The 24,731-nt window shown below is 58.0% G+C and carries 28 protein-coding genes; 11 read left to right on the forward strand and 17 right to left on the reverse strand.

The genetic code is table 11. The annotated features are described in order from the left end of the window. Nucleotides 1–66 precede the first annotated feature (66 nt). Genes H9X81_RS07195 through H9X81_RS07205 form a run of 3 tightly spaced genes read right to left on the reverse strand, consistent with a single transcriptional unit; the run spans nucleotide 67 to nucleotide 3,772 of the window. Entirely contained in the window at nucleotides 67–1,146 is a 1,080-nt protein-coding gene (locus H9X81_RS07195; protein ID WP_204720911.1) for a hypothetical protein, read from the reverse strand. Continuing rightward, nucleotides 1,131–2,216 carry a GerAB/ArcD/ProY family transporter gene (locus H9X81_RS07200; RefSeq protein WP_204720913.1) on the reverse strand — a complete coding sequence of 362 codons (1,086 nt, stop codon included), beginning with the start codon at nucleotides 2,214–2,216 and terminating at the stop codon, nucleotides 1,131–1,133. Before H9X81_RS07200 ends, H9X81_RS07195 begins: the two co-directional genes overlap by 16 nt. Beyond that, nucleotides 2,213–3,772 (reverse strand): spore germination protein, encoded by a 1,560-nt coding sequence (locus tag H9X81_RS07205; protein WP_204720915.1) that lies wholly within the window; start codon nucleotides 3,770–3,772, stop codon nucleotides 2,213–2,215. Before H9X81_RS07205 ends, H9X81_RS07200 begins: the two co-directional genes overlap by 4 nt. A 120-nt stretch (nucleotides 3,773–3,892) precedes the next feature. On the opposite strand from H9X81_RS07205, the gene H9X81_RS07210 reads away from it, so the two are divergent. Next, the gene (locus tag H9X81_RS07210) at nucleotides 3,893–4,573 is read left to right on the forward strand and encodes a DUF421 domain-containing protein (RefSeq protein WP_224762410.1); all 681 of its coding nucleotides are present in this window, start codon (nucleotides 3,893–3,895) and stop codon (nucleotides 4,571–4,573) included. Beyond that, nucleotides 4,570–4,950, forward strand: coding sequence for a DUF4363 family protein (locus H9X81_RS07215; protein ID WP_177502728.1), 381 nt, complete (start codon nucleotides 4,570–4,572; stop codon nucleotides 4,948–4,950). Before H9X81_RS07210 ends, H9X81_RS07215 begins: the two co-directional genes overlap by 4 nt. 78 nt (nucleotides 4,951–5,028) lie before the next feature. On the opposite strand, the gene H9X81_RS07220 is transcribed toward H9X81_RS07215, so the two are convergent. The 4 genes from H9X81_RS07220 to H9X81_RS07235 all read right to left on the reverse strand — a co-directional run bounded on the left by H9X81_RS07220 (nucleotide 5,029) and on the right by H9X81_RS07235 (nucleotide 8,594). After that, complete coding sequence (locus H9X81_RS07220) at nucleotides 5,029–5,814, reverse strand: ABC transporter ATP-binding protein (RefSeq protein ID WP_191391871.1); 786 nt, start codon at nucleotides 5,812–5,814, stop codon at nucleotides 5,029–5,031. An 11-nt stretch (nucleotides 5,815–5,825) separates the two neighbouring features. Beyond that, nucleotides 5,826–6,617: an ABC transporter permease gene (locus H9X81_RS07225; protein ID WP_345941532.1), complete on the reverse strand. Its 792-nt coding sequence runs from the start codon at nucleotides 6,615–6,617 to the stop codon at nucleotides 5,826–5,828. Nucleotides 6,618–6,640: 23 nt separating this feature from the next. Further along, nucleotides 6,641–7,474, reverse strand: a complete 834-nt coding sequence (locus H9X81_RS07230) for an amidohydrolase family protein (protein ID WP_191391870.1) — start codon at nucleotides 7,472–7,474, stop codon at nucleotides 6,641–6,643. Between the two features lie 100 nt (nucleotides 7,475–7,574). After that, the gene (locus tag H9X81_RS07235; RefSeq protein WP_204720917.1) at nucleotides 7,575–8,594 is read right to left on the reverse strand and encodes an ABC transporter substrate-binding protein; all 1,020 of its coding nucleotides are present in this window, start codon (nucleotides 8,592–8,594) and stop codon (nucleotides 7,575–7,577) included. A 102-nt stretch (nucleotides 8,595–8,696) separates the two neighbouring features. Here H9X81_RS07235 and H9X81_RS07240 point away from each other — a divergent pair, with 102 nt between their 5' ends. Further along, nucleotides 8,697–9,413, forward strand: a complete 717-nt coding sequence (locus tag H9X81_RS07240) for a Crp/Fnr family transcriptional regulator (protein WP_204720919.1) — start codon at nucleotides 8,697–8,699, stop codon at nucleotides 9,411–9,413. Between the two features lie 166 nt (nucleotides 9,414–9,579). Here H9X81_RS07240 and nrdR read toward each other — a convergent pair whose 3' ends face one another. Both nrdR and H9X81_RS07250 read right to left on the reverse strand, forming a co-directional pair. After that, nucleotides 9,580–10,041, reverse strand: coding sequence for a transcriptional regulator NrdR (gene nrdR, locus H9X81_RS07245; RefSeq protein WP_191391867.1), 462 nt, complete (start codon nucleotides 10,039–10,041; stop codon nucleotides 9,580–9,582). 112 nt (nucleotides 10,042–10,153) lie between these two features. Beyond that, a complete protein-coding gene (locus H9X81_RS07250) occupies nucleotides 10,154–10,375 on the reverse strand; it encodes a hypothetical protein (RefSeq protein WP_191391866.1) in 222 nt (73 codons plus the stop codon). A gap of 183 nt (nucleotides 10,376–10,558) precedes the next feature. Here H9X81_RS07250 and H9X81_RS07255 point away from each other — a divergent pair, with 183 nt between their 5' ends. From H9X81_RS07255 to H9X81_RS07280, 6 genes are all read left to right on the forward strand, one after another. Next, nucleotides 10,559–10,810, forward strand: coding sequence for a hypothetical protein (locus tag H9X81_RS07255; RefSeq protein ID WP_191391865.1), 252 nt, complete (start codon nucleotides 10,559–10,561; stop codon nucleotides 10,808–10,810). A 98-nt stretch (nucleotides 10,811–10,908) separates the two neighbouring features. Next, entirely contained in the window at nucleotides 10,909–11,787 is an 879-nt protein-coding gene (locus H9X81_RS07260; RefSeq protein WP_191391864.1) for a DegV family protein, read from the forward strand. A 173-nt stretch (nucleotides 11,788–11,960) separates the two neighbouring features. Continuing rightward, entirely contained in the window at nucleotides 11,961–13,319 is a 1,359-nt protein-coding gene (gene rlmD / locus H9X81_RS07265; protein WP_204720921.1) for a 23S rRNA (uracil(1939)-C(5))-methyltransferase RlmD, read from the forward strand. A 54-nt stretch (nucleotides 13,320–13,373) separates the two neighbouring features. Beyond that, nucleotides 13,374–14,006 (forward strand): GyrI-like domain-containing protein, encoded by a 633-nt coding sequence (locus H9X81_RS07270; protein WP_204720924.1) that lies wholly within the window; start codon nucleotides 13,374–13,376, stop codon nucleotides 14,004–14,006. A gap of 107 nt (nucleotides 14,007–14,113) precedes the next feature. Continuing rightward, nucleotides 14,114–15,016 (forward strand): radical SAM protein, encoded by a 903-nt coding sequence (locus tag H9X81_RS07275; RefSeq protein WP_204720926.1) that lies wholly within the window; start codon nucleotides 14,114–14,116, stop codon nucleotides 15,014–15,016. A 30-nt stretch (nucleotides 15,017–15,046) separates the two neighbouring features. Further along, the gene (locus H9X81_RS07280) at nucleotides 15,047–15,979 is read left to right on the forward strand and encodes a magnesium transporter CorA family protein (protein WP_191391860.1); all 933 of its coding nucleotides are present in this window, start codon (nucleotides 15,047–15,049) and stop codon (nucleotides 15,977–15,979) included. An 83-nt stretch (nucleotides 15,980–16,062) separates the two neighbouring features. Here the strand turns inward: H9X81_RS07280 and H9X81_RS07285 are convergent, their stop codons facing one another. After that, nucleotides 16,063–16,305, reverse strand: coding sequence for a hypothetical protein (locus tag H9X81_RS07285; protein ID WP_191391859.1), 243 nt, complete (start codon nucleotides 16,303–16,305; stop codon nucleotides 16,063–16,065). Nucleotides 16,306–16,535: 230 nt separating this feature from the next. On the opposite strand from H9X81_RS07285, the gene brnQ reads away from it, so the two are divergent. After that, the gene (gene brnQ / locus H9X81_RS07290; RefSeq protein ID WP_204720928.1) at nucleotides 16,536–17,855 is read left to right on the forward strand and encodes a branched-chain amino acid transport system II carrier protein; all 1,320 of its coding nucleotides are present in this window, start codon (nucleotides 16,536–16,538) and stop codon (nucleotides 17,853–17,855) included. A 17-nt stretch (nucleotides 17,856–17,872) separates the two neighbouring features. Continuing rightward, the gene (locus H9X81_RS07295; RefSeq protein ID WP_204720931.1) at nucleotides 17,873–18,328 is read left to right on the forward strand and encodes a hypothetical protein; all 456 of its coding nucleotides are present in this window, start codon (nucleotides 17,873–17,875) and stop codon (nucleotides 18,326–18,328) included. A gap of 56 nt (nucleotides 18,329–18,384) precedes the next feature. On the opposite strand, the gene fabZ is transcribed toward H9X81_RS07295, so the two are convergent. The 7 genes from fabZ to H9X81_RS07330 are packed head-to-tail and all read right to left on the reverse strand — an operon-like array spanning nucleotide 18,385 to nucleotide 24,718. Beyond that, the gene (gene fabZ / locus H9X81_RS07300) at nucleotides 18,385–18,810 is read right to left on the reverse strand and encodes a 3-hydroxyacyl-ACP dehydratase FabZ (RefSeq protein ID WP_191391856.1); all 426 of its coding nucleotides are present in this window, start codon (nucleotides 18,808–18,810) and stop codon (nucleotides 18,385–18,387) included. Between the two features lie 2 nt (nucleotides 18,811–18,812). Next, entirely contained in the window at nucleotides 18,813–20,057 is a 1,245-nt protein-coding gene (fabF, locus tag H9X81_RS07305; protein ID WP_204720933.1) for a beta-ketoacyl-ACP synthase II, read from the reverse strand. Between the two features lie 34 nt (nucleotides 20,058–20,091). Then, nucleotides 20,092–20,838: a 3-oxoacyl-[acyl-carrier-protein] reductase gene (gene fabG, locus H9X81_RS07310; RefSeq protein WP_204720935.1), complete on the reverse strand. Its 747-nt coding sequence runs from the start codon at nucleotides 20,836–20,838 to the stop codon at nucleotides 20,092–20,094. Then, nucleotides 20,831–21,772: an ACP S-malonyltransferase gene (gene fabD / locus H9X81_RS07315; RefSeq protein WP_204720937.1), complete on the reverse strand. Its 942-nt coding sequence runs from the start codon at nucleotides 21,770–21,772 to the stop codon at nucleotides 20,831–20,833. Before fabD ends, fabG begins: the two co-directional genes overlap by 8 nt. Then, on the reverse strand, nucleotides 21,769–22,833 hold the full coding sequence (locus tag H9X81_RS07320) for an NAD(P)H-dependent flavin oxidoreductase (protein ID WP_177503913.1): 1,065 nt from the start codon (nucleotides 22,831–22,833) through the stop codon (nucleotides 21,769–21,771). Before H9X81_RS07320 ends, fabD begins: the two co-directional genes overlap by 4 nt. 2 nt (nucleotides 22,834–22,835) lie before the next feature. Then, nucleotides 22,836–23,771 carry a DUF561 domain-containing protein gene (locus H9X81_RS07325; RefSeq protein WP_191391851.1) on the reverse strand — a complete coding sequence of 312 codons (936 nt, stop codon included), beginning with the start codon at nucleotides 23,769–23,771 and terminating at the stop codon, nucleotides 22,836–22,838. Nucleotides 23,772–23,782: 11 nt separating this feature from the next. Continuing rightward, the gene (locus H9X81_RS07330) at nucleotides 23,783–24,718 is read right to left on the reverse strand and encodes a beta-ketoacyl-ACP synthase III (protein ID WP_204720939.1); all 936 of its coding nucleotides are present in this window, start codon (nucleotides 24,716–24,718) and stop codon (nucleotides 23,783–23,785) included. Between the last annotated feature and the right edge of the window lie 13 nt (nucleotides 24,719–24,731).

The raw sequence follows: 24,731 nt of genomic DNA on the forward strand, positions 1-24,731 counted from the left end.
ATTATATCCGGATTTCCGCGGCTTCTGTCTGGCAAATTTTCGTTCATTGATTCATGACCCTCCGGCTCAGGCCGATGCCTGCGCACCAGCCCCCAGCGCTGTGATGTTCACCTGTACTTCCGGGCGCAGCACCAGGCTCCCGAAAATCGCCTCCGGCGTGCGCCCCCGGCAGAAGTCCGGCTGGAACTTCTCCATGGTCTCCAGAGCGCAGATCACATCCGCTCCCGCTGTCCGCAGTGCCGCAAAGCCCTGTTCCAGCTCCCGGCGCACCGCCTGCTCTGCCACCGCACGCACCGATGCCACCTCGGCACTGTCCCAGTTCAGCGTGCCGCCGGAGTACTCCTGGATGGTGCACTCCACACTGAGATAAAACGCCAGTTCTCCGGGGTTTTCGCCGCCGGTCAGACGGCTCTGCACCGGTGCGATGTTGGTGTAAAGCTTTCCGCCTTTATAGTCCAGCGTGTACTCCAGCTGCCGGGAATCCCCGCTGAAATAGCTGACGCCCCGCCACTGTTCCGGGGTCAGCTCTGCTGTCCCCACAGGGCCGAGCAGCACCGCACCGGAGGCCTGTACTCCGCCGGCTTCACCGGCTTCGATCCGTCCCAGTGCCGCCGTACTGCCCAGGCTTTCCAGACTGCGCACCACTGTGAGCAGCGTGCTGTCAGGGCAAAGCCCCGCCTCCGCTGCCGAGCGCATCATCTCACTGAGCTGCTCTGCCGGAAGCTCCGGGGATTCCAGCAGCTCTGCCGCCTCCCCTTCGGTGAGATAGAGCGGGGTGCCCGGACGCAGCTCATGGTCGCTGAGCAGATAGTCCACCACCTCTGCCGTCCGCTCCGATGCCGCCGGTTCACTGAGAATCACCAGCCGGCAATTCCCCAGAAACAGCTCCTGTCCCGTTTCCAGACGAATACCCCGCATACACTCTGCCAGGTCCTCGCCGGCTGCGGAACAGACCTCCTGTCCCGCGCTCTCCCCCTCCTTCCGGGCCGGGGAGAAGATCTGCAGCGTCACCTGATACTGCCCTTCCTGCCAGTCAATGCCCACCGCCTGCACCAGCATCCGCTGGTCGATGGGCACTGCGCCCATACAGCCGGTCAGCAGGACAGAAAGGGCTCCCGCTGCCATCAGAATCAGCCATTTTCGCATGATTTCACCTTCTTTCCAGCTGCCAGCGCCGCCAGTACGCTCAGCAGGATAATTGCCGCTGAGAGCAGAAAGGGCGCCGCGCCGCTCCACAGTTCCCACAGCTCCAGCCCCCGGTCCAGACTGCCGCAGAGGTACCAGGCCAGGGCCGTCATGCCAAGCCCCACTCCGGCAGCGGCGTGACTCCGGCGCAGTCCGGGCGCCAGACGTCGCACACAGCCCACCATGCAGTAGAGGTAGGCTGCGCCCCGGACAAAGGCCACCAGAATCCACACCAGCAGGTTGATGATGTCCAGCCGGGTGACCACCGAGAGCTCCGCCGCCGCCAGCATGGAATAAATGGGATAGCTGCGCACATAGGCAAACGGCCCCAGCGTCACAGTGACCAGCAGGATGCTCAGCTGGTAAAAGGTCATGGAGCCCAGTACGCCCCGGGCATAGACTGCCGTGCCCGCCCCCCGGACCTTATCGGTGAGGAGCAGGAAGAGCAGAACTTCGGTATTGTGGTACAGTGCCTGGAAAAACAGCTCCAGCACCTGGGGGACTGCCTCTGCCCCGGCAAAGGTGAAATAGGCAGGCTGGATCTCCCGGGCGATCCCGGCGGCAGCTACCGCCAGGCCCGCTACAAACACCGCCGCCACCGGCAGTGCCATGCGGGAGACCGCTTCGATGCCCGAGTACGCCCCATAGGCACAGACCAGCATGGCGGCAGCTGCCGTGATCTGGGCGCCTGCCCCGGGATAGACCGCCGAGGTGAGAAAGCCTGAGGCGTTCATTACAGTGCTGAGCGCCGAGCCGGTGAGCACCAGCAGGACGGCCAGCTCACAGAAGGCGGCAAACACCCTGCCCTGCCGGTGGAACAGTTCGGGCAGGCCCGAGGCACCGCACCGGCGCAGCAGACCCCAGAACACGGCGCACAGCCCGATGGAGACCAGTCCTGCCGCCAGGAAGGCGGTCATACTGGCAGAGCCGCCATACTCCGGCCCCCGGGGCGAATAGGTGAGCAGGTAGAAGATCCGGCAGCAGAAGATCAGCGCCGAAGCCGGAAGTGCTCCGATATGGTTTTTTGTCATGGCTGTCCCTCCCCGTTCTGGTCGGCTGGTTCTCCGTTCTGATCCGCTCCGGCGGTGCGGGAGATGATGAACTGCTCCTGTCCCAGCTGCCGCCATCCCACCCGGATCAGGGTATCCCGCAGGGAATAGAGGGACAGCGGAGTCTCCGGCGAGGTAGCCGGGACGCCCAGCACCGTCACCGAGCAGAGGTTCACCCCCACAAAGGCCAGCCCCAGTACCACGCCATACAGTCCCAGTGTCCCGCCCAACAGGATAAACAGCAGACGCAGCAGTGTCACCGGCTCATACAGCGAGGGGATCACAAAGGAACTGATGGTGGTCAGGGCCACCACCATCACCATCGGGGTGCTGATGAGCCCGGCGGTGACTGCCGCATCGCCGATCACCAGTGCCCCGATGATGCTCACAGCATGTCCCACCGGACGGGGCAGGCGCAGTCCGGCCTCCCGCATCAGCTCATAGATAAAGTGGATCAGCAGCGCCTGGAACATGAGCGGAAATGCCATGTCCTGTTCAGCTTCGGCAATGCGGAAGAGCAGCTGGTCGGGGATCAGCTCGGGATGGAAGTTCACTGCCGCCACATAGCAGCCGGGCAGCAGGATAGTCAAAAAGAAGGCCAGATACTTGATGAGCCGGATAAACACCGCATAATAGGGGCGCTCGGCATAGTCGTCCATGCTCTGGAAGTTCTCCGAGAACAGGCAGGGCAGCAGAATAGCATAGGGGCTGCCATCCACCAGGATGGCAATGCGCCCCTCACTGACCTTGGCACAGAGGGTGTCCGGGCGTTCGGTGACCCCGGTGCCCGAGAACAGGGAAAACGGCCCGCTTTCCAGAAAGGGCCGCAGATACCCCGAGTCCATGAGGTTATCCAGGCGGACTTCCCGCAGGCGCTGTTCCACCCGCCGCACCATCTCGGGATCGGCATAGTCGCTGCGATAGATCAGGCAGACATCGGTGCGGCTCTTCTCCCCCACCTTGAGCAGCTTCATGCGCAGGCTGGGGGTTTTCATGCGCCGCCGGATCATGGACATATTGATACGGATCGGCTCCGCAAAACCCTCCCGGGAGCCCCGGAGGTTGTTTTCCGAGGCCGGCTCCCCGATGGAGCGGAAGCTGAATCCCTGGACCCCCAGTGCCACCCCCTCGGGGCTGCCGTCGATGAGCAGCACAGCAAAGCCCGAAGCGATGAACTGGATCAGCTCTTCAAAGCTCCGGAGCTTTTTCTTGTCCCCTGCCATAAACAGCTCCTGACAGAGCCGGTCGGGTACCAGACAGGACGGGATTTTCTGCCCTGCCAGCAGCCGGTGCAGATCCGAGGCTGTCCCCAGGATCAGGGTCTGGTAGTTCACCAGCCCTTCAAACATCACAAAGGCCAGCTTGTAGCCCTCCACCTCCAGACGGTTGACCTGCAGATCCGCCGTCTGTCCGGTGAGCTGTGCCAGCCTTGCCAGGGTATCCTCCAGCGTGGGACTCAGCGGCTGATCCAGTCCCGGGTCCCGCTTCGGAACCTCATAAGTATGCCGCTTTTCCCGCTTCAGTTTATCAAACAGCAAAACCGTTTCCCTCCTTTTCTGTGAGTATGGACCAGCCATGGGCTTTTTATGTCTGTGATCCGGGAATAATCCTGCCCGGCTTTGTCCATGCTAATTCCTGTAACAAGGAGGAGTTTTTTCATGTATGCACTGATGGCCAGAACCATTCTGCTCTATCTGCTGATCGTCGCAGGGCTCCGGATCATGGGCAAACGACAGATCGGCGAACTGCAGCCCAGTGAACTGGTGGTGACCATTCTCATCTCCAATATCGCCACCCTGCCCATTCAGGATGTGGATGTGCCCCTTTCGGGCGGTATTGTGCCGATCCTCACCATTGTCTGCTTTGAGGTGTTCATCTCCGGGCTCACCATGCGCAGCCGCACCGCCCGCCGGCTCTTCTGCGGCGGCCCCAAAATGGTGATCCGGGACGGACAGATCATGCAGAAGGAACTGCGGGATCTGCGTTTTTCGGTGGACGACCTCATCGAACAGCTGCGGGCCGCCGGGTATTTTGACCCCAGCGAAGTGCTGTTCGCCGTGGTGGAGACCACCGGTTCCCTGTCGGTCTATCCCCGGTTTGCCGCCCGTCCTGCCACCGGCGGGGATCTGGGACTGCACCGGGACGACTTCATCGACGCTCCCCCGGTGGTGATCGTGGATCAGGGCCGGGTGCTGCCCGATTCCCTGGATTACTGCGGCGTATCGCCGGTATGGCTGCAGAAGGCGCTGGAACAGGAGGGCATTGCCCAGAAGGACATCTTCCTGATGATCTGTGACCGCCGCCGGAAATACCATATTGTAAAGAAGGATAAGACATGAAACGGTTTATTATCTGCATTCTGCTGGTAGTGGGGCTGATCTGGGCCGGGGACTGGACCTTTGACCGGCTCACCGAGGTAAAGGATCATGTGCTGGCAGAGATCGACGGTATCTCCCAGCTGGTGGAACGGGGCGAGATGCAGGCAGCCTGGGAACGGGCCAGCGCCCTGCAGCAGGACTGGGAGGAAAATGAACACAGCATCCTTGCCTTTGTGCGGCATGGGGATCTGGACCAGGTCACCCTGTCCATTGCCAAACTGCCGGGATACCTGCGCTATGGGGAGATCCCCTCCTTTGCGGCTGAGGCCAACACCGTCCGGCGGATGCTGATCCACATCTGGGAGTCGGAGCAGTTTGCCCTCTCCAACATCGTCTGATCCCCCGCTCCCAAAAGAATACAAAAAGCCCGGGCCTTTCTTATCGAAAGGTCCGGGCTTTTACACAGAAAAGCAATATTATTCAGCCAGTTCGCTGCCGCCGATGGCATTCTGGAAGAAGTACTCATGGATCTTGGTGCGGATGCGGATAAACTCCTCACCGCTGCGCTCTCTCGGGCGGGGCAGATCCACATTGATGATGTCATGTACCCGTCCGGGACGGCTGGACAGCACAACGATCCGGTCACTGAGATAGATGGCCTCATCAATATCATGGGTTACCAGGATCATGGTCTTTTTCTCAGCTTCCCAGATGCGCAGGACTTCCCGCTGCATGTTGATCCGGGTCAGGGCATCCAGCGCGCCGAAAGGCTCATCCAGCAGCAGTACATCCGGGCGGTTCACCAGGGCACGGGCAATGCTCACACGCTGCTGCATACCACCGGAGAGCTGCTTGGGCAGGGCATTTTCGAATCCATGCAGACCCACCAGGTCAATGTGCTGCTGGATCAGTTCCCGGCGCTCGGCTGCACCGAGCTTGCGGGTGATACCGAATTCCACATTCTTCCACACAGTCAGCCAGGGATAGAGTCTGGCCTCCTGGAAGATGATGCCGCAGTCCAGGGAGGGCTCGGTTACAACCCGTTCGCCCACCTTGATCTGGCCCGAGGTGGGATGGTCCAGACCGACAATCAGCTTGAGCAGTGTACTCTTGCCGCAGCCGCTGGCGCCTACGATGCTGATGAATTCGCCCTCTTTGATGTCCAGGTCAATACGGTCCAGTACCACCAGTTCACTGCCGGAAATCTGGAAGGTTCTGCGGACGCCGTCCACCAGAACCTGTGTTTTTCTCTCGTCAGACATATCGGTCCTCCTTACTTCTCGTCCACATAGGACCATTTCAGCAGTACCCGCTGCAGCCGCAGGAGTACCTGATCGATCAAAAGACCGATAGCGCCGATCACGATGATGCCGGCAAATACCTTGGCAGGCTGTGCCAGTTCCCGGGCATAGCTGATCATATAGCCGATACCACTGGAAGCGGCGATCATTTCAGCACCGACCACGCAGGTCCAGGCGGAACCCATACCCAGCCGCAGACCGGTGAAAACCGACGGCAGAGCTGAAGGGAGATAGACACTGGTAATGGTCTCCCACTTGCTCTTCTTCAGGATATAGGCAACCTCCAGGAGCTTGGGGTCAGTGCTCTGGATGCCATGGATGGTATTGAGCAGAACCGACCAGAAACTGCCGATGAAGATAACAGCAGTCTTGGAGCTTTCTCCGATGCCCAGCCACAGGATAAACAGCGGTACCCAGGCCAGCATGGGAACAGGACGCAGAATGCTGACCAGCGAACCCAGGACCTTATTGGCAGTCTTGGAGAAGCCCATCAGCGAACCGATGATGATGCCGCAGACAGCACCCAGGCCGAAGCCGCGCAGAACACGCAGCATACTGATGCTCAGGTCCTCTGCCATCTGACCGCTGGTGCAGAGCGAAATGAGGGTCGACAGCACCCGCTGGGGCGACGGCAGAATACTGGCACGGATCAGTCCCAGATTGGAACCGAGTGCCCAGATCAGCAAAACAGTCAGCGGAGCAATCACCGCCAGGAAGAGCTGGTACGCACGGTTGCCTGCCAGCATAGCCTTATTTTTTTCCACAAGATCACAACTCCTTCGGTCGATTAGAATTTCCAGCTCAGCAGTTCTGCCGCTGTATCATGGAGGACTCTCTGCTCACATGCAGGGTCCAGCTTCCAGGCACGGACATTGTCCACAGCCTCACCCAGCGGAACCAGCGGATAAGAGGAACCGAACAGGAACCGGTCCTGCAGCATTCCGGCCGCTGCCAGACGGTAGTCCTCACTGCCGGGCACCGAAGCCATGGAATAGAGATCCGGCGCCAGATAGATGTTGCGGCGGAAGAATCCCATGCAGATGAGCTCCTTGCTCCAGGGCCAGCCGGCATGTCCGACTACAATCTTCAGATTGGGATGGGTCTGTGCCACCAGATCCAGCCGTCCGGGGAGTGTGCAGTCGATGGTGGGGGTAATGGAACCGCTGAAGGTGAGCATCAGCGGGATGCCGTTATCCTCCAGCCAGCGGTAGAGCGGGAAATATCCCGGGTCATCAAACCGCAGGGTATTGCCGAAACCGGGTTCAATGGTGACACCGCCGCCTGGGCCGTCCATCAGGATACGGCGGACTTCCTCCAGGCTCTCCTTGGGACGCAGCGGATCATAGAGCGGAAACGGAATGAACCGTCCGGGCCACTGCTTTGCCAGGTCACACAGTTCCTGGTTGTCCACAAAAGTTCCGGAGGACTGCCGTCCGGGGATAACAGCCTTTTCGATCCCGGCCTCGTCCATCTCCTTTACCAGCAGCTCAATGGAGCACTCCCGGATCGAAGGAGTGATCTGACAGCGCAGTCCGGTGAGGAACTTATCGGTGGTTCCCGCCTCAGCCATGGACAGATATCCGCCATACAGGGGACGCATGCGAAAATCAATGATACCCATGAAATCTCCTTTCATGACGCGCAGAGAATACAATCCGACATACAGCAACGGCCGCAGCAAAGTACATACCGCAGCCGTTGTCGCTCAAATATCAGGATAGTCAGTGCGCTTCGGTTGTGCCAAATGCTTCAATGAGGAAGCTGTCATCATAGATAGTTTCCAGATCTACCGGACCAGAGAGCATATCATGCTCATACAGGAAGTTGTACTGACGCTCCAGATATGCCTTGTCCTCAGCATTCAGATGCAGCGAGCAGTCATACTTGTCCATGTATTCATCCATCAGGTCACGGTTCACATTGTCACCTACATAGTCTACAAGAATATCCTTGCACTCTTCGGGATTCTCCTTATAGTAGTCCACAGCACGCTGCAGAACCTTCAGGAACCGTACAATGATATCGCCATGCTCCTCGGCAAAATCAGGGCTGACAACCAGAACCTGGTTATTGCGTCCCTCGGTCTGGTCCATAGTAGCCAGAATCCGGGCATCGCCGTTTGCCACAAACTGATAGGTATTGGGAGCAATGCTCTGCATGCAGTCAATCTCGCCGGAGGTCAGTGCGGCATAGGCCTCGGCGCCCTTGAGGTTATACAGGTTGATGTCGTCTTCGGTCAGGCCGCCCAGAGCCAGCATCTCAACCAGCTGGTAGTGGTTGTCGGTGCCGATGTTTACTGCCAGGTTCTTGCCCTTGAGCTGCGAAACATCTGTGATGTCCGAATCAGCCGCAACCAGCAGACAGGGGTCGGTAGACGAAGAAGTAGCCATCGAGATTATCTTGACGCCGTTTCCGTTGGAAATACCGCTGAATGCCGGCTGACCGCCCAGGAAGGACATCTCCAGCTCACCGGCAGTCAGAGCCTCGGTCATAACAGCGCCCGAACCCAGGTACTCAATGGAAATGGTGATGTTGTCCTTGCCAAACTCCTCTTCAAAGAAGCCCTTTGCATTGGCAATCTTGACCGGATAGAGGAAGGTCTCACCCAGGAAGTCACCTACGCGGACTACCATTTCGCCGTTCTCTCCCTCTGCAGTGCTCTTCTGACCATCCGAGCTGCTGCAGGCAGTCATGGAACAGGCCATTGCAGCCGCCAGAAGCATTGCCATCAGTCGTTTCATGGTGTTGCATCTCCTTTTTTGCTTTTCTGTTTTCATCTTTATTATCACAACATACCTTTTTTATGGTATGATATGAACAGTAAATACCACCGGAGGAATTGTATGGAGCATCGCAGCGCACAGGCAAAACAGGAACTGATCCTGCAGGAATTTCTGGAAAAGCATCACTTTGATCCGCCTGCCGCAATACTGCCGCAGCTGCGGATCGTCACCCAGAAAGAACGGGATACCCTTCTGAAAAAAGGGGACCCGATCCATGCTGTCTACATTATCCTGGAAGGTCAGTACACCGTCAGTGAAGCCTGGAGCAATGGCGCGATCTTTATCTTCACCGAACTGGGTCCCGGGGATTTTATCTGTGAAATGGAGTGTTATCAGGGTGCCCAGGCAGTTCAGTACAACCTGATCTGCAAGAGTGATTCCCTGCTCCTGGCTGTGCCCGTGGAAGGCTTCCTGGCCTGGCAGGCTGTTGACCCGGGGCTCTGTCAGATGCTGATCCAGTCGCTGATCCGCAAGCTGGGCTCCTCTGCCAGAACCGCCAGCCAGATGCCCATTGCACCCGGCATTGTCAAATTCGCGCGGTTTCTCATCGGCTATTGCCGGGAAAACGGCATCGACAGCCGTCAGGAGGTATCGGTGCGCATGACCCGTGAGGATCTGAGCTATAACCTCGGCTTGAGTGTGCGGACCATCAATCGCCTGGTCCAGTCCCTCCGGGAACGGAATGCCCTGACTGTGCGCTCCGGCAAGATCCATATCACAGCCGATCAGCTCCCCTTGCTGCGGAGCATCCTGCCTGATTCCGATCCGTCCCGGTAGGCGCCAAATCACACACTTTGATATTATACTGGATTTATTTTTGGCAAAAAAGGACATCTGTCCTGTTAATTTAACAGTTTGTTTCAAAATCCGACATTTTATGCCGATTCCATGAACAAAAAGTACAGAGGCTGCCGCTTTGGAAACGACAGCCTCTGTTTTGTGTTTAATTTTCATGGGAATCCCGGAGTTTTTCCAGTTCCTCCAGGAACGAATCAATATCCTTGAAACGCCGGTAAACAGATGCAAAACGGACATAAGCCACTTCATCCACTTCCCGCAGAGCTGCCAGAGCCAGCTCACCAATGGTTTCAGAGGTAACTTCCCGCTGCATGGAATTCTGCAGTTCTGTTTCGATATCGGTCACCAGCTTTTCCAGCTTTTCCACCGGTACCGGACGCTTTTCACAGGCACGCAGAACACCGCGCAGCAGTTTTTCCCGGTCAAAGGGTTCCTGCATTCCATTCTTTTTAATGACGATGATGGGAACGGTTTCCACTACCTCATATGTAGTAAACCGCTTCTGACAGCGCAGACATTCCCGGCGCCGCCGGATGCGTTCGCTGTCATCAGTGGGACGGGAGTCCACGACTTTGCTTTCTGTATATCCGCAAAAAGGACATTTCATAGTCTGCCTTCCTATTCTTCCCTGTTGATCTCTTGCTCACTTGTCTGAAGCTTTCTCAAAAAGTATATCACAGGGCGGAAAGCTGTACAACTGTTTCATGAAAATTTTTCCTTTAATCCAGCAGATCTTCGATCAGATCCTGTAAATGAATCCAGGCGACCTCCGTATGTTCCATATCCGCTGCCAGTTTCAGCAGTCTGGTTTCGTCCTCGGTCAGATCTTCCCAGCATGCCTCCTGTCCCCCCAATGGGTCAGAAACCCGCAATCCGTTCCACCCGGTTCCGGGGATATGGGTCACTTCGGCAGTCAGCCGTCTGGAACTGGTATTCTGCATATTGATGCACCTCCCTCTTTCCTCTCCATTATACCGGCTTCGCCCTGCGGTTTACAGCTGTAAAACCTGTCAGCACTCCTGCCGTCTGTTTCCAGTTTTCCTTCCGGCATCTCCCCTCTTTCCCCGGACCGGACTTCCCGCTATGATAGAAGTATTGATTTGATCCGGAAAGGGGCCCTGTCCATGAAATTCCTCCTTGAACATTTCTACTCCCTCACCGCCTATACCCGGCTGATCCTGCTGGGCAGCCTTCTGCTGGCCGTGGTCTGTCTGTTCCTGTCCGCTCTCTATGGGTATCTCGCCGCCGGGGAACAGTATCTGCGCTATCTGGCCCTGTCCGAGGGACTGCTGGAAGCCTCCTGGTCCTCCCTGGGGGCCGGATGCCTTTCAGCCATGCTCTGTGAAGCGGTCTGGCGGAAGGATTTTCAGGAGTAAGTCTGTCTGCATTTGAAAAATATGGTCGAAAAGATTTGCAAAAGCCCTGTAACGTGTGTTACAATCAGGATAGATTTCAAATGCTGAAAGGAGAACTTATGGAGCGATTTGCCATTGTTGTGGATTCCAGCGCCGATCTGACTCAGGAGCAGTATGACGCGATGCATATAGACGGATTTATCCCGCTGAGCTTTTCCATTGACGGAAAAGAATACCTCTCCTATCCGGATGAGCGGGAACTGACCGCGGAGGAGCTCTATGCCACCCTGCGCAACACCAAGGCCGTAGTGGGAACTTCCCAGCCCAACCCGGGCCGGATCGAAGATGCCCTGGAGGCTCTGCTGCGCCAGGGCAAGGATGTGCTGTACATTGCCTTCACTTCGGGACTGAGCGGCACCTGTGCCTCGGCCCAGCTGGTGGCGGAGGATCTGCGGGAACGCTATCCCGGACAGAAGCTGTTTGTGGTGGACACCCTCTGTGCCTGCTGCGGTGTGGCAGCTCTGATCGAACCGGTGGTAAAGATGCGGGAAGCCGGCTGTTCCATTGAGGACGCCCGGGACTGGCTGGAGGAGAACAAACGCCGGGTCTGCCACTGGATCTCGGTGGACGATCTGGGCCATCTGTACCGGGGCGGACGCCTTTCCGCTGCCGGAGCCGTGGTAGGTACTGCGCTGGGCATCAAGCCGATCATTGACCTGAACAGCGAAGGCAAGCTGATCACCCAGGAAAAGGTGCGGGGCAAGAACAATGTCTATGCGGCACTGGCCCGGCATCTGGAGGACGCCGACAATCTGGATGTGATCTACATCACCCATGCCGGCGCGCCGGAAGAGGCCAAAAAGCTGGCGGAAACCATCAAGAAGAACTACAAGGTCGGCGAGATCCGGTACAGTTCCATCGGTCCGGTAGTCGGCTGTCATACCGGCCCCGGCACCATTGCCGTTGTCTTCTTCGGTACCCGTTCGGACGCAAAGTAATATTCCCCTCCCAGGGAAACATACCAGAAAACCGCCTTTTCAGGCGGTTTTTTCGTTTTCCAGAGGCGGACGGGCTGGAAGTACAGCCGGATTTATGGTATAATTTTTATATACGAAATGAGTCCCGGTTTCTGCAAATCTTTGGCAGGAGCCAAGAGAAACGGAGTGAAACCATGCTGAGCAAAAATGACATCATTACCCTGGAAATTGTCGACCTGACTGCGGAAGCCATGGGAGTCGGACGCCATGAGGGCATGGCTGTCTTTGTCCCTATGAGCGCTGTCGGGGACAAGCTCAGCGTCCGGATCGTCAAGGTGCAGAAAAATCTCTGCTATGGCATCATTGAAGAGATCCTCACCCCCTCTCCCATGCGGATCGAACCGGACTGCCCGGTCTACAAAAAGTGCGGCGGATGCAGCCTGCGCCATATCCGGTATGACGAGGAATGCCGGCTGAAGAACCGCATTGTCTATGAAAATATGCGCCGGATCGGCGGCATTGAACTGGAGGAGCATCCGCTGCTGCCCTCCCCTGCTGTGGACGGCTACCGCAATAAGGCCCAGTATCCCCTGACCCAGACCGAAACCGGTGTGCGGGGCGGATTCTTTGCCAGCCGTTCCCATCGGGTGATCCCCTATGAGGACTGTGCCCTGCAGCCGCCGGTATTCGGCGAGATCCTGCGCTTTGTGGAACAGTTCCTGGACCGGTATCATATCCCCGTCTATGATGAGGAAACCAGAACCGGTCTGGTGCGTCATGTCTACCTGCGGCAGGGTGCTGTTTCAGGGGAACTGATGCTCTGCCTGGTTCTCAACGGCTCGGAACTGCCCCACTGCAGCCAGTTTGTCAACCGCATCACCGAACAGTTCCCGGAACTTGCCAGCATCATGCTCAACATCAACCGGGAGCGCACCAATGTGATCCTCGGCAAAAAGAGCCGGCTGATCTACGGAAAGGATCATATCACCGATACCCTGTGCGGCGTGCGGTTTGACATCTCCCCCATGGCATTCTATCAGATCAACCACGACGGCGCTGAGCAGCTCTACCGCATTGCCGGGGAGTTTGCCCAGCTGACCCCGGACGATGTCCTGCTGGATCTCTACTGCGGCGCCGGTACCATCGGACTGAGCCTGGCTCACCAGGTCAAGGAGGTAATCGGCGTGGAGATTGTCCGGGAGGCAGTGGAAAACGCCACCCAGAACGCCCGGAAGAACGGCATCGAGAATGCGCGGTTCCTCTGCGGCGACGCGGCTCAGGCGGCCCAGACCCTGGCAAAGGAGGGCATCCGGCCCAATGTGGTCATCATCGACCCGCCCCGGAAGGGCTGCAGCCCGGATCTGCTGCACACCATCGCCGAGATGAACCCTGACCGGCTGGTGTATGTATCCTGCAACAGCGCCACCCTTGCCCGGGACGCCGCTATCCTCAGGGAGCTGGGCTATATCCCCCGCCGCCTGCAGGCAGTGGATATGTTCCCCCGCACGACACATGTGGAATGTGTGGCGCTGATGACCAGAACGGAGCAATAACCTGGGAACTGTTCGCAGATGCAGCATGTGAAAATAAGATTTTCAGAGGTAGTTATGGCTTTTGATTTCAAGAAAGAGTACAAGGAATTCTACATGCCCGGGAAAAAGCCGGAAATTGTGAATGTTCCCAGGGCGAACTATATCGCTGTCCGTGGCAAGGGCGACCCGAATGAAGAGGGTGGGGCATACCAGCAGGCAGTCAGCATTCTGTATGCCGTCGCCTATACCCTGAAAATGAGCTACAAGACCGATCACAAGATCGAAGGATTCATTGAATATGTTGTTCCTCCGCTGGAAGGCTTCTGGTGGCAGGACGGCATGGAAGGCGTCGATTATACGGACAAATCCAGCTTCAACTGGATCTCTGTGATCCGTCTGCCCGATTTCATTTCCAAAGCGGACTTTGACTGGGCGGTGGAAACAGCCACCAAAAAGAAGAAGCTGGACTGCTCGGCAGCCGAGTATCTCACCATCGAGGAGGGGCTGTGCGTACAGATCATGCATCTGGGCCCCTTTGATGACGAACCGGCTACGGTTGCACAGATGGACGCCTATCTGAAAGAGCATGGCTATGCCAATGATCTGAGCATGGACCGGCTGCACCATGAGATCTATCTCTCGGATGCCAGAAAGGTTGCCCCGGAAAAATGGAAAACTGTGATCCGGCATCCGATCAAAAAGGCATAAAAACCCCGGATAGAAGCTATCCTCTCCCCGAAAACAAACCCTGATCGTTTGATCCATCCTCCCCGGACTGCTTCTGGTCCGGGGATTTTATACGGAGGAATCCCCTTATGACCCAACTGTCCAATGGCTGCCGGCTCTGTCCCCGGCAATGCGGCGCTGACCGTGCCGGCGGTACTCCCGGCTACTGCGGTGTGGCAGAGCCGGGAATCTATGCCGCACGGGCTGCCCTGCACCTCTGGGAAGAGCCCTGCATCTCCGGAGAGACCGGTTCCGGCGCCGTCTTTTTCAGTGGCTGTCCGCTGCGCTGCGTCTACTGCCAGAACTACTCCATCGCCCGGGCCCAGGTTGGCAAACCCATCTCAGTGGAACGCCTGGCGGAGATCTTCCTGGAGCTCCAACAGCAGAAGGCCGCCAACATCAATCTGGTCACTCCCACCCACTATACCCCGCAGATCATCGAGGCGGTAACCCTCGCCCGGACAAAGGGGCTCTCCATCCCCATTGTCTACAACTGCGGCGGCTATGAGAGCGTGGAGACCCTCCGCAGCCTGGAGGGAATTGTGGACATCTACCTCACCGATTTCAAATACATGCAGTCCGAACCGGCGGAGCGGTACTCCCGGGCGGCGGATTATCCGGAGGTTGCCCGGGCAGCCCTGGCTGAGATGGTCCGGCAGCAGCCCGAAGCCCGCTATGATGACTCCGGTATGATGACCTCCGGCGTCATTGTCCGGCATCTTTTGCTGCCCGGTCATGTTCAAAACGCCAAAGCTGTGGTAAAATATGTCTATGAAACCTATGGCGACCGGGTCTGGCTGAGTCTGATGAATCAGTATACTCCCCTGCCCCAGGTCACGGACTTCCCGGAGATCAACCGGAAAGTTACCCGCCATGAATATGACCGTCTGATCCGCTATGCCCTCTCCCTGGGTGTGGAAAATGCCTTTATCCAGGAAGGCGGTACAGCGGCGGAGAGTTTTATCCCGGCCTTTGACTATCAGGGGCTTTGAACCGACAAATAAAGTGAGGGATCAGTAATCATGCAGCAGTATCTGCTCAATCTGGAAAAAGGAGACCTGCATCAGATCCGGGATGCCCGGGAAATGGACAAATCTTCCCCCAGTGACCGTCAGGTCTGTGTGATGACCCTGGAGGAGTTCTCCAACGAAAAAACCATTCCCCATAAAACCGGCTTTATCCGCAATCTGCAGCATCACTCTGCCTGCAAGCTCGAGGCATTCAGTGACTGCACCCAGGGGATTATCCGGGTACCGCGGCGCACCTCCGGCAATCTCTCGGAAAAGCAGATCGGCTTCTATCTGGACGAGGACCGTCTGATCCTGATCGAGGACAGCGGCTTCCTGCTGCCCTTTATGAAGTCGCTGGAAAAGACGCCTCTGGGACGCTGCACCCTCTCCTATCTGATACAGACCCTGCTGGAATCGCTCATTGAGGACGATGCCCTGGATCTGGAACGCCTGGAGGACAAGCTGGCGAAAATCGAGGAGAACCTGCTGCGCCGGATTCCGGATTCCTTCTATGCCACAGTCATTGCCTATCGCCGGGAACTGACCTCCCTGCGTGCCTTCTATGAGCAGATGATGAATATCGGCGATCAGATGCAGGCCTCCATCGGTCATGAGCTGGACGAACGGGAACTGGCTGGCTGGAAGCTGTTTGTCAGCCGCTGCGACCGTCTGCACAGCCATGTGGAGATGCTCAAGGAATATCTGTTACAGATCCGGGAACTGTACCAGTCCCAGATTGAGGTCCAGCAGAACAAGGTCATGACCTTCCTTACCATCGTCACTACCATCTTCATGCCTCTGACCCTCATTGCCGGGTGGTTCGGCATGAATTTCCCCAATATGCTCATGTTCCAGTGGAAATATGGCTATCTCTTTGTAATCCTGCTGAGCGTTTCCATTGTGGTAGCGGAGTTCTTCTATTTCCGCCGCAAGAAGATGCTCTGATTCTGATACCTTTATAAATGTATAACAAAAAGGGCTCTCCGACTGCTCGGAAAGCCCTTTGTTTTTGTTATTGTACGAGAAAATCAAAAACCACCAAAAGAACAGATCATCGGCATCTCAGGTGCACGGTCAAACATCACCTGACAGCCCAGTACGCCGCCAGCGCACATGGTTTCGTTGAGGGGGATCAGCACCTGACCAGCCTGCCAACCCTTGCTCTCCTCAGCACGGATCAGCTTCTCACATTCCTTGGCTGCATCACCGTTGTGAGAGGGACGGTTGTCGGTGTAGTTCAGTTCAACAAACTTCTGCTCAAATAGATCCATAATTTAATTCTCTCCTTCCTGAATTCCAGAGGCTATTATAGCACCGCCGATTTCATTTGTAAAGAGGAATTTTTGTAAAAATTAAATAAAATTACCGCTTTACATCGCTAAAATTTTAAGCGATAAAGCAACAGTTCTTAGGTAAGTTGCAAATATTTGTGGATTATGCTATGATTGTTTTTTAATAGAGCACACTTGGCTTTATACAAAAATCAAATAGGAGGTTTTTTATGAACAGACTGTCCACCCGTAACCGGATGCTGGTAGGCCTTACCCTTTTTTCCATGTTCTTTGGAGCCGGCAATCTGATCTTCCCGCCCTATCTCGGCGCCATGGCTGGTACCAAAACCCCTCTGGCTATGCTGGGATTTGCCATCACTGCCATCGGATTTCCCATCCTTGGTGTTATCGCTGTCGCTCATGCCGGCAGCCTTGATGAACTTGCCGGGCGAGTCCATCCGGTCTTTGCGAAGGTGTTTACTCTGCTCATCTACCTCTCCATCGGCCCCTGTCTGGCTATCCCCCGTACTGCCAGCACTTCCTTTGAAATGGCTGTGACTCCCTTCCTCTCCGGCGACACTTCCAAAACCATGATCCAGCTGATCTATTCCATTCTCTTCTTCGCTGTGGCGTTTTATGTCAGCCTGTCCCCGGAAAAACTCACCCATCTCCTGGGCCGGTTCACTTCTCCCTGTCTGCTGATCCTCATCGGCATTATGTTTGTGGGCTGTCTGCTGGCTCCTCCCGCCGGCTATGGCGAATCCTATGGCCTCTATGCCCAGTCCCCGGTGCTCCAGGGCTTCCTGGGCGGCTACCAGACCATGGACGCCATCGCCGCGCTGAATTTCGGCATCATCATAGCGATGAATATCAATAACCGAGGCGTGACCGAACGCTCTGCCGTGGTCAAGGAGATCACCTATGCCGGATGGATCGCCGGCCTGATCTTCCTGGTGGTATACGGCGCCATTGCCCATGTGGGTGCCGTTGCCGGCGGCGCTTACGGCGAACTGGCAGACGGCACTGCCGCCCTGACTGCCATCACCCGGGATCTGTTCGGCAACGCCGGCATTGTCCTGCTGGGACTCATCTTCCTGCTGGCCTGTCTGAACACCTGCATCGGCCTGATCTCCTGCTGCAGTGAGTACTTCTCCCAGATCCTGCCCCGGTTCTCCCAGCGGCAGTGGGCGTTCTTCTTTGCCTTTGTGAGCATGGTCATCTCCAATGCCGGCCTCAGTGCCATTCTGGCGGTTTCGGTTCCGGTGCTGGGCATGATCTACCCGCCTGCCCTGGTCCTGATCCTGCTGAGCTTCTGGGACGGCGCCCGGAAACGGAAGCTGGTTTACCCGCTGGCAATCGCCTTTACCAGCGTCACCAGCATCATTGTGGTACTGGCAACCGGCGGCTTTATGACCATCCCCGGACTGACTTCCTTCCTGATGGATTCCATTCCCGCCATTGTACGGGAGCTGCTCTGGGTCGGCCCTGCCCTGGTGGGAATCCTGCTGGGCTGGTTCCTCTCCCCGGCTCCCACCGCTGAGGCTGCCTGAGAAACAAGGAGGGCAATATGGACTATTTTGCAGAGCTTGACCGGCTCATTGAAGGCCCGGTCTATGTGATCGACTATCTGCCCGGACCGGTGCCCGCCAGCCGTGGCAGACACTACTGGAAGGTGGAGAAATGGTTCTCCTCCCAGCGGGAATACAAGCGGCTGTACCGCAAATTCCTGCGTCTTCTGCTCAAGCTGAGCTGTTACTGTGAATTCACCGCGAGCTACGGGCCGAAATGGGAGGAGAATCCCTCCCCCAAACGGCTGGAGCGGCTGGTGGAAAAATGCACCGGCAGCCGGAAAGACTACCTCAATATCCTGGTCGATCAGGGACGGGCCATGGTGATCCTCAATGGGGACGACCTCTATCTGAGCGTCTATGACCCGGATCTCCGGCTGCGGCAGCTTCTTGGACAGCTGGCAGCCTCTGAGGGGCTCTTCCTCTGGAAACCCCAGCCCAACCCCGAAGCATAACAAAAAACTCCGGAACCACTGTTGTGGTCCGGAGTTTTTTCTATTCTTAGACTGGATCAGCCGATGGCGAAGGTGAGTTCCGCTGTGGCGGCAATCTCATCGCCCACCTTGGCAACAGCAGTACCGATACCCACCTTGCCGAAGGTACGGGTCATGGTGGTTTCCAGGGTCAGCACATCGCCGGGCTTGACCTGGCGCTTGAACTTGGCATTCTTGATGCCGCCGAAGTAGGCGATCTTGCCCTTGTTCTCCTCCAGCGACAGGATGGCAATGGCGCCCACCTGAGCCAGCGCCTCGATGATCAGCACACCGGGCATGACATGCTCCTGGGGGAAGTGACCGCAGAACTGCATCTCATTGACCGATACGCACTTGATGCCCTTGGCCCACTTGCCGGGCTCAAAATCGGTGATGCGGTCCACCAGCAGGAACGGATACCGATGGGGAATGATCTCCTGGATCTGATTGGAATTGAGTTCCATGGTTACTTCTCCTCCTCATACTTTTTCAGCACCAGGCTGGCGTTGTGTCCGCCGAAGCCCAGGGAATTGGACATGGCATACCGCAGTTCTGCCTTCCGGCCCTCGTTGGGCACGATGTCCAGATCGCATTCCGGGTCAGGGGTACGGTAGTTGATGGTAGCCGGAATAAAGCCGTCCTGAAGTGCCCGGGCGGTGATGATCGCCTCGATGGCACCTGCCGCACCCAGCAGATGACCGGTCATCGACTTGGTGGAGCTCATTGCCAGCTTGTAGGCATGGTCACCGAAGGCCGCCTTCACTGCCGCTGTTTCGAACTTGTCGTTGAGGGAAGTGGAGGTGCCATGGGCGTTGATGTAGTCGATGTCCTCCGGCTGGATGCCGGCATCCTTCACTGCCTCCACCATGGCCCGGGCGCCGCCTTCGCCGCCGGGAGCCGGAGAGGTGATGTGATAGGCATCACAGGTGGCGCCGTAGCCCACGATCTCAGCGTAGATCTTTGCGCCTCTGGCGCGGGCGTGCTCATACTCCTCCAGCATCAGCACACCAGCGCCCTCGCCCATGACAAAGCCGCTGCGCTCCGCATCAAAGGGAATGGAAGCCCGGGTGGGATCATCGCTCTCGCACAGCGCCTTCATGGAGGTGAAGCCGCCGATTGCCAGCTTGGTAACCGCCGCCTCACTGCCGCCGGCGAGCATCAGTTCCTGATAGCCGTCCCGGATCATGCGGAAGGCGTCGCCGATGGCATTACTGCCGCCGGCACAGGCAGTCACCACGCAGGTGCACATACCCTTGGCACCCAGCTTGATTGCCACATTGCCCGCTGCCAGGTTGCTGATGTCCATGGGCACAAAGAAGGGCGATACACGGTCAAAGCCCTTCTCCCGGCCCCGTTCGTATTCGGTTTCGATGGTATTGATGCCGCCGATGCCCGAGGAGATGTCCACGCCGAACCGGGTGGGATCGATCTTCTCGTAGTCCAGGCCGCTGTCCCGCCAGGCCTGAATGGCTGCTACCATGGCATACTGGCTGAACAGGTCCATCCGGCGCAGTTCCTTCTTGTCCAGATAGGGTGTAAAGTCCAGATCCTTTACTTCACCTGCCAGCTTGACCTTGTGGTTGGTGGTATCAAAATGAGTGATGGGACCGATGCCGCAGCGGCCTTCCCGGGCCGACTGCCACATCTCCTCCGCTGTATTTCCGATGGGGCTGACCGCACCCATGCCTGTGATGACGACTCGTCTTTTCATATTCTCCCTGCTCCTTATCGTTCCGGCAGCGGCGTTACATTGCCATGCCGCCGTCCACGCTGATAACCTGTCCTGTGATGTAGGCTGCCTCGTCCGATGCCAGATACAGCACCGCATTGGCTACATCCTCTGCCTCGCCCAGTTCGCCCAGCGGAATGCCATGGAGGATTCCCTCCTTGACGCTGTCGCTGAGAACGGCGGTCATATCGGTCTTGATGAAGCCCGGCGCCACAGCATTGACAGTGATGTGCCGGCTGGCAACCTCCCGGGCCAGCGACTTGGTCATGCCGATGACACCGGCCTTGCTGGCGGCATAGTTGATCTGACCGGCATTGCCCATCAGGCCCACCACACTGCTGATCGAAATGATCCGGCCCCGACGCTTCTTCATCATGGGACGGATGGCCGCCCGCATGCAGTGGAAGGTGCCCTTCAGGTTGGTGTCGATGACCTTCTGGAACTCCTCATCGCTCATGCGCATGAGCAGATTATCCCGGGTGACGCCGGCGTTGCACACCAGAATGTCCACCCCGCCGAATTCAGACACAGCCTTTTCGATGAGGGCATTGCAGGCTTCCGCGTCTGCCACATCGCCCTTGACAGCCAAAGCCTTGACCCCCAGCGCCTCGCACTGGGAACGGGTCTCCTCGGCAGCAGCCTCATTGCCGGCAAAGTTCAGCACAATGTTGGCGCCCTGCCCTGCCAGCTTGAGACAGATGGCCCGTCCGATACCCCGGCTTCCGCCGGTGACCACTGCGGTCTTTCCTGTGAGATCAAACATTCTGCATGGCTCCTTTCAGTGCGGAAATTGCCGCGGCAAGACTGTCGCAGTCCTGAACGGCATAGGTCTTGATGGATTTGTCGATCTTCTTGATAAAGCCCGAAAGCACCTTGCCCGGGCCGATCTCCACGATGGTATCCACGCCCTGAGCACGCATATATTCAATGCTGTCCCAGAAGTAAACCGGGCTCTGCACCTGACGCTCCAGCAGCTCGGGAATGGATTCCTCGGCAGTCTTCTCCCGTCCCAGGCAGTTGAAGACCACCGGGATCTTCATCTCACCGAAGGAAACGCTCTTGAAGCGCTCCCGCAGGGCATCGCCTGCCGGCTGCATGAAGAAGGTGTGGAACGGACCGCTTACCGTCAGCGGGACTGCCTTGCGGGCGCCCAGCAGCAGGGCATTCTGTGCCGCCGCGTCCACCGCCCGGCGTTCGCCGCCGATGACGATCTGTCCGGGGCAGTTGAAGTTCGCCGGGCAGACCGAACCCTCGGCCTGAGCCTGATCGCAGGCCTTCTGCACCAGCTCCCGGTCCAGTCCGAGAATAGCGGTCATGCCGCTTTCCACGCCCTCAGAGGCCTTCTGCATGGCCTGTCCCCGGAAGGTGATGAGCTCCGCGGCGGTCTGCCGGTCCAGAACACCGGCACAGTACAGGGCGCTGTATTCGCCCAGGCTCAGTCCGGCAGTCATCTCCGGAGTGATGCCGTTCTCCGCCAGAATATCGGTGATCGCCATTGCCACTGCCAGCATGCAGGGCTGGGTATAACGGGTCTGGTTCAGCAGACCCTCCGGGTCCTCAAAACAGGTGGTCCTGAGGTCGAAATCCGCCGGGAACTGATCAAAGACAGCCCGGGCTGCGGGATAGTTCTCATAGAGATCCTTCCCCATCCCCGCAAACTGACTGCCCTGTCCGGCATATACAAACGCAAGTTTCATCGGTTGTTCCTCCATTCGGTCACCAGCTCGTCCATGAGTTCCCGGACGGTGGTGATCCGGTCAATACGGCCCACATTCGCGCCGCAGAAAAAGAGTCCGTTTTCCCAGTCTCCCTTGGCAGCATCAATGAGCGCCTGGGTAATGCAGTACGGCGTGTCGGCGGGGTTGCAGGTGCGCAGACACTGCAGGCACCGGCTGGGAGCGATCCGTCCCAGTTCCGCCACCTTCCGGATCAGCGGACTGAACAGCGCCCGTCCGGGCATGCCCACCGGGCTCTTGATGATCCGCACGTCCTCTTCCTTTGCGTCCACCATGGCCTGCTTGTAGGCCGGTGCGGCGTCGCACTCCTCGGTGGCAATGAACCGGGTGGCAATCTGCGCCCCCGCTGCCCCGAGCTTCTCCAGCCGGGCAATGTCAGCGCCGTCATAGACGCCGCCCGCCGGAAAGACCGGGATCTTCCGTCCGCACTTCTCCTCATAGGGGCGGAGGGTTTCGACCACATCGGATACGATCTCATCCAGCGGCTTGGCAGAGCCGTCCGCCAGTTCCTCAGCAGAGAAGCCCAGGTGCCCGCCGGCACGGCTTCCCTCCACTACCACAAAGTCGGGCAGGCGGTTTCCATGCCGCTCCCAGGCCCGGCAGATCACCCGGGCAGCCCGTCCGCTGGATACGATGGGAGCCAGCAGCACCTTGCTGTCCCCGGCAATCTGGGGCAGTTCGGTGGGAAGCCCCGCTCCGGAGATAATGGCATCAGCGCCGCCTTCAATGGCAGCCCGGACATAGTCCGCATAGTGCTGTACTGCCACCATCACATTCACGCCCACCAGACCGCAGCCCTTGGCGATCTCCTTGGCTTTGGCGATCTCTTCCTTCAGGCAGCGGCGGTTGACATTCAAGGGGTCGCGATAGAAATCAGGGTCACGGTAGCCGGGATGGGCAGCGGAGATCACACCCATACCGCCGCAGGCAGCCACTGCGCCTGCCAGGCCGGACAGGGAAATACCTACGCCCATACCGCCCTGGATAATGGGGATCGAAAGTTCTCGGTCACGAATTTTCATATTCAGTCACAATCCTTTGCAAGATCTTTTTTGAGCTGACAGAACGATGTATACATTTCCTCGAGGATCACAGCAGCCGGGCGGATCTCATGAAGCTGACCCGCTACCTGTCCTGCCATCAGCGAACCCTCCTTGACATTGCCGTCAAATACGGCCTTGCGCAGAGAGCCCAGAGTATAGACCTCCAGCTCCTCCTTGGTGGCGCCGGCCCGCTCCTGACGGACATATTCCCGTGCCATACGGTTCTTGAGCACCCGTACCGGAGTACCGCCGATGCGTCCGGTGACAATGGTATCGCTGTCCGAAGCATCCAGCACTGCCTGCTTGTAGTTCTGGTGTACCGGGCATTCCTCCGATACCAGCAGGCAGGTACCCACCTGGACGCCGCAGGCACCCAGGGCATAGGCTGCCAGCATCTGGCGTCCGCTGGCAATGCCGCCCGCTGCCACCACCGGAATGGACACGCCGTCCACAACCTGGGGTACCAGCGCCATGGTGGTCATTTCGCCCACATGTCCGCCCGATTCGGTGCCCTCAGCGATGACGGCATCCACACCCAGCCGCTCCATGCGCTGGGCCAGAGCCACGCTTGCCACCACCGGCATCACCTTGATGCCCGCCTCCTTGAGAGCCGGAACATACTTGCCGGGATTGCCGGCGCCGGTGGTCACAACCGGGACTTTCTTCTCGATGACGATCTCCATGAGCTCGTCCACCTGCGGATGCATCAGCATGATGTTGACGCCGAAGGGCTTGTCGGTGAGTTCCCGGGCCCGGTCGATGTTCTCCCGGAGCTGATCGGGCTTCATGCCGCCGGCGGCGATGAGTCCCAGGCCGCCCGCATTGGAGATGGCTGCCGCAAACTCACCGGTGGCGATGTTTGCCATACCGCCCTGAATGATGGGGTATTTGGTTTTGATGATGTCACGAATATCCATAGGGGTTCCTCCTACCAGTTCATCAGCACCGAACCCCAGGTGAGCCCGCTGCCGAAGCCAGCCAGCACCATGCGTTCACCCCGGTGCAGAAGCTCCTGCTCCTGCATATCGCAGAGTGCGATGGGAATGCTGGCGGCTGATGTATTGCCGTAAAATTCTATATTCTCATAAAAACGGGAGAGATCGGTGTGCAGATGCTTGGCGATGCCCTCCACAATGCGGTGGTTTGCCTGATGGCAGACGATGTGATCCACGTCCGAAAGCGGTACACCGGCCTTTTCCAGCAGCCGGGTGATGCTCTTGGGCACCGTGCTCACAGCAAACCGGAATACCTCCTTGCCGTTCATCGCCAGCGGCGTGCGGCTGCCGTCCGGGAGCAGCTGTCCGGCAGAGAGCACCTCACGGTCTCCGGAGGCGCCCCAGTCGGCGGTGAGCTTGTCCTCGGAAGCCACTGCCACTGCCGCCCCGGCTCCGTCCCCAAACAGAATACAGGTGCCCCGGTCGGTATAATCCACCGTCCGGGAGATCACCTCTGCCCCGATGATCAGCGCCTTCTTCCCCGGCTCCATGCCGGAGAGCAGCGCCTCGGCGGTCACAAGGCCATAGATGAACCCGCTGCAGGCGGCGTTGAGGTCATAGGCCAGGATCTCCTGGGGGAGCCCCAGTTCCCGCTGTACCAGGCAGGCCACCGACGGTGTCGCCAGATCCGGAGTGAAGGTGCACACCAGCACCAGACCGATTTCCTCGGGGCGGGTACCGGCACGCTCCATGGCCTGCCGGGCTGCCTCTGCCGCCATGGACACCACAGTTTCGTCCTTTGCAATGCGCCGCTGCCGGATTCCGGTACGGCTGGTGATCCATTCATCGTTGGTTTCCACCATGTGGGACAGCGCTTCATTGTCCAGGATCTGCCGGGGCACACATTTGCCCATTGCCAAGATCTTCATATCGCAATCCTTT

Origin of the sequence: Hydrogenoanaerobacterium saccharovorans, assembly GCF_016901815.1 — a bacterium.
In the GTDB taxonomy this organism is placed as follows: domain Bacteria; phylum Bacillota; class Clostridia; order Oscillospirales; family Ruminococcaceae; genus Avimicrobium; species Avimicrobium caecorum.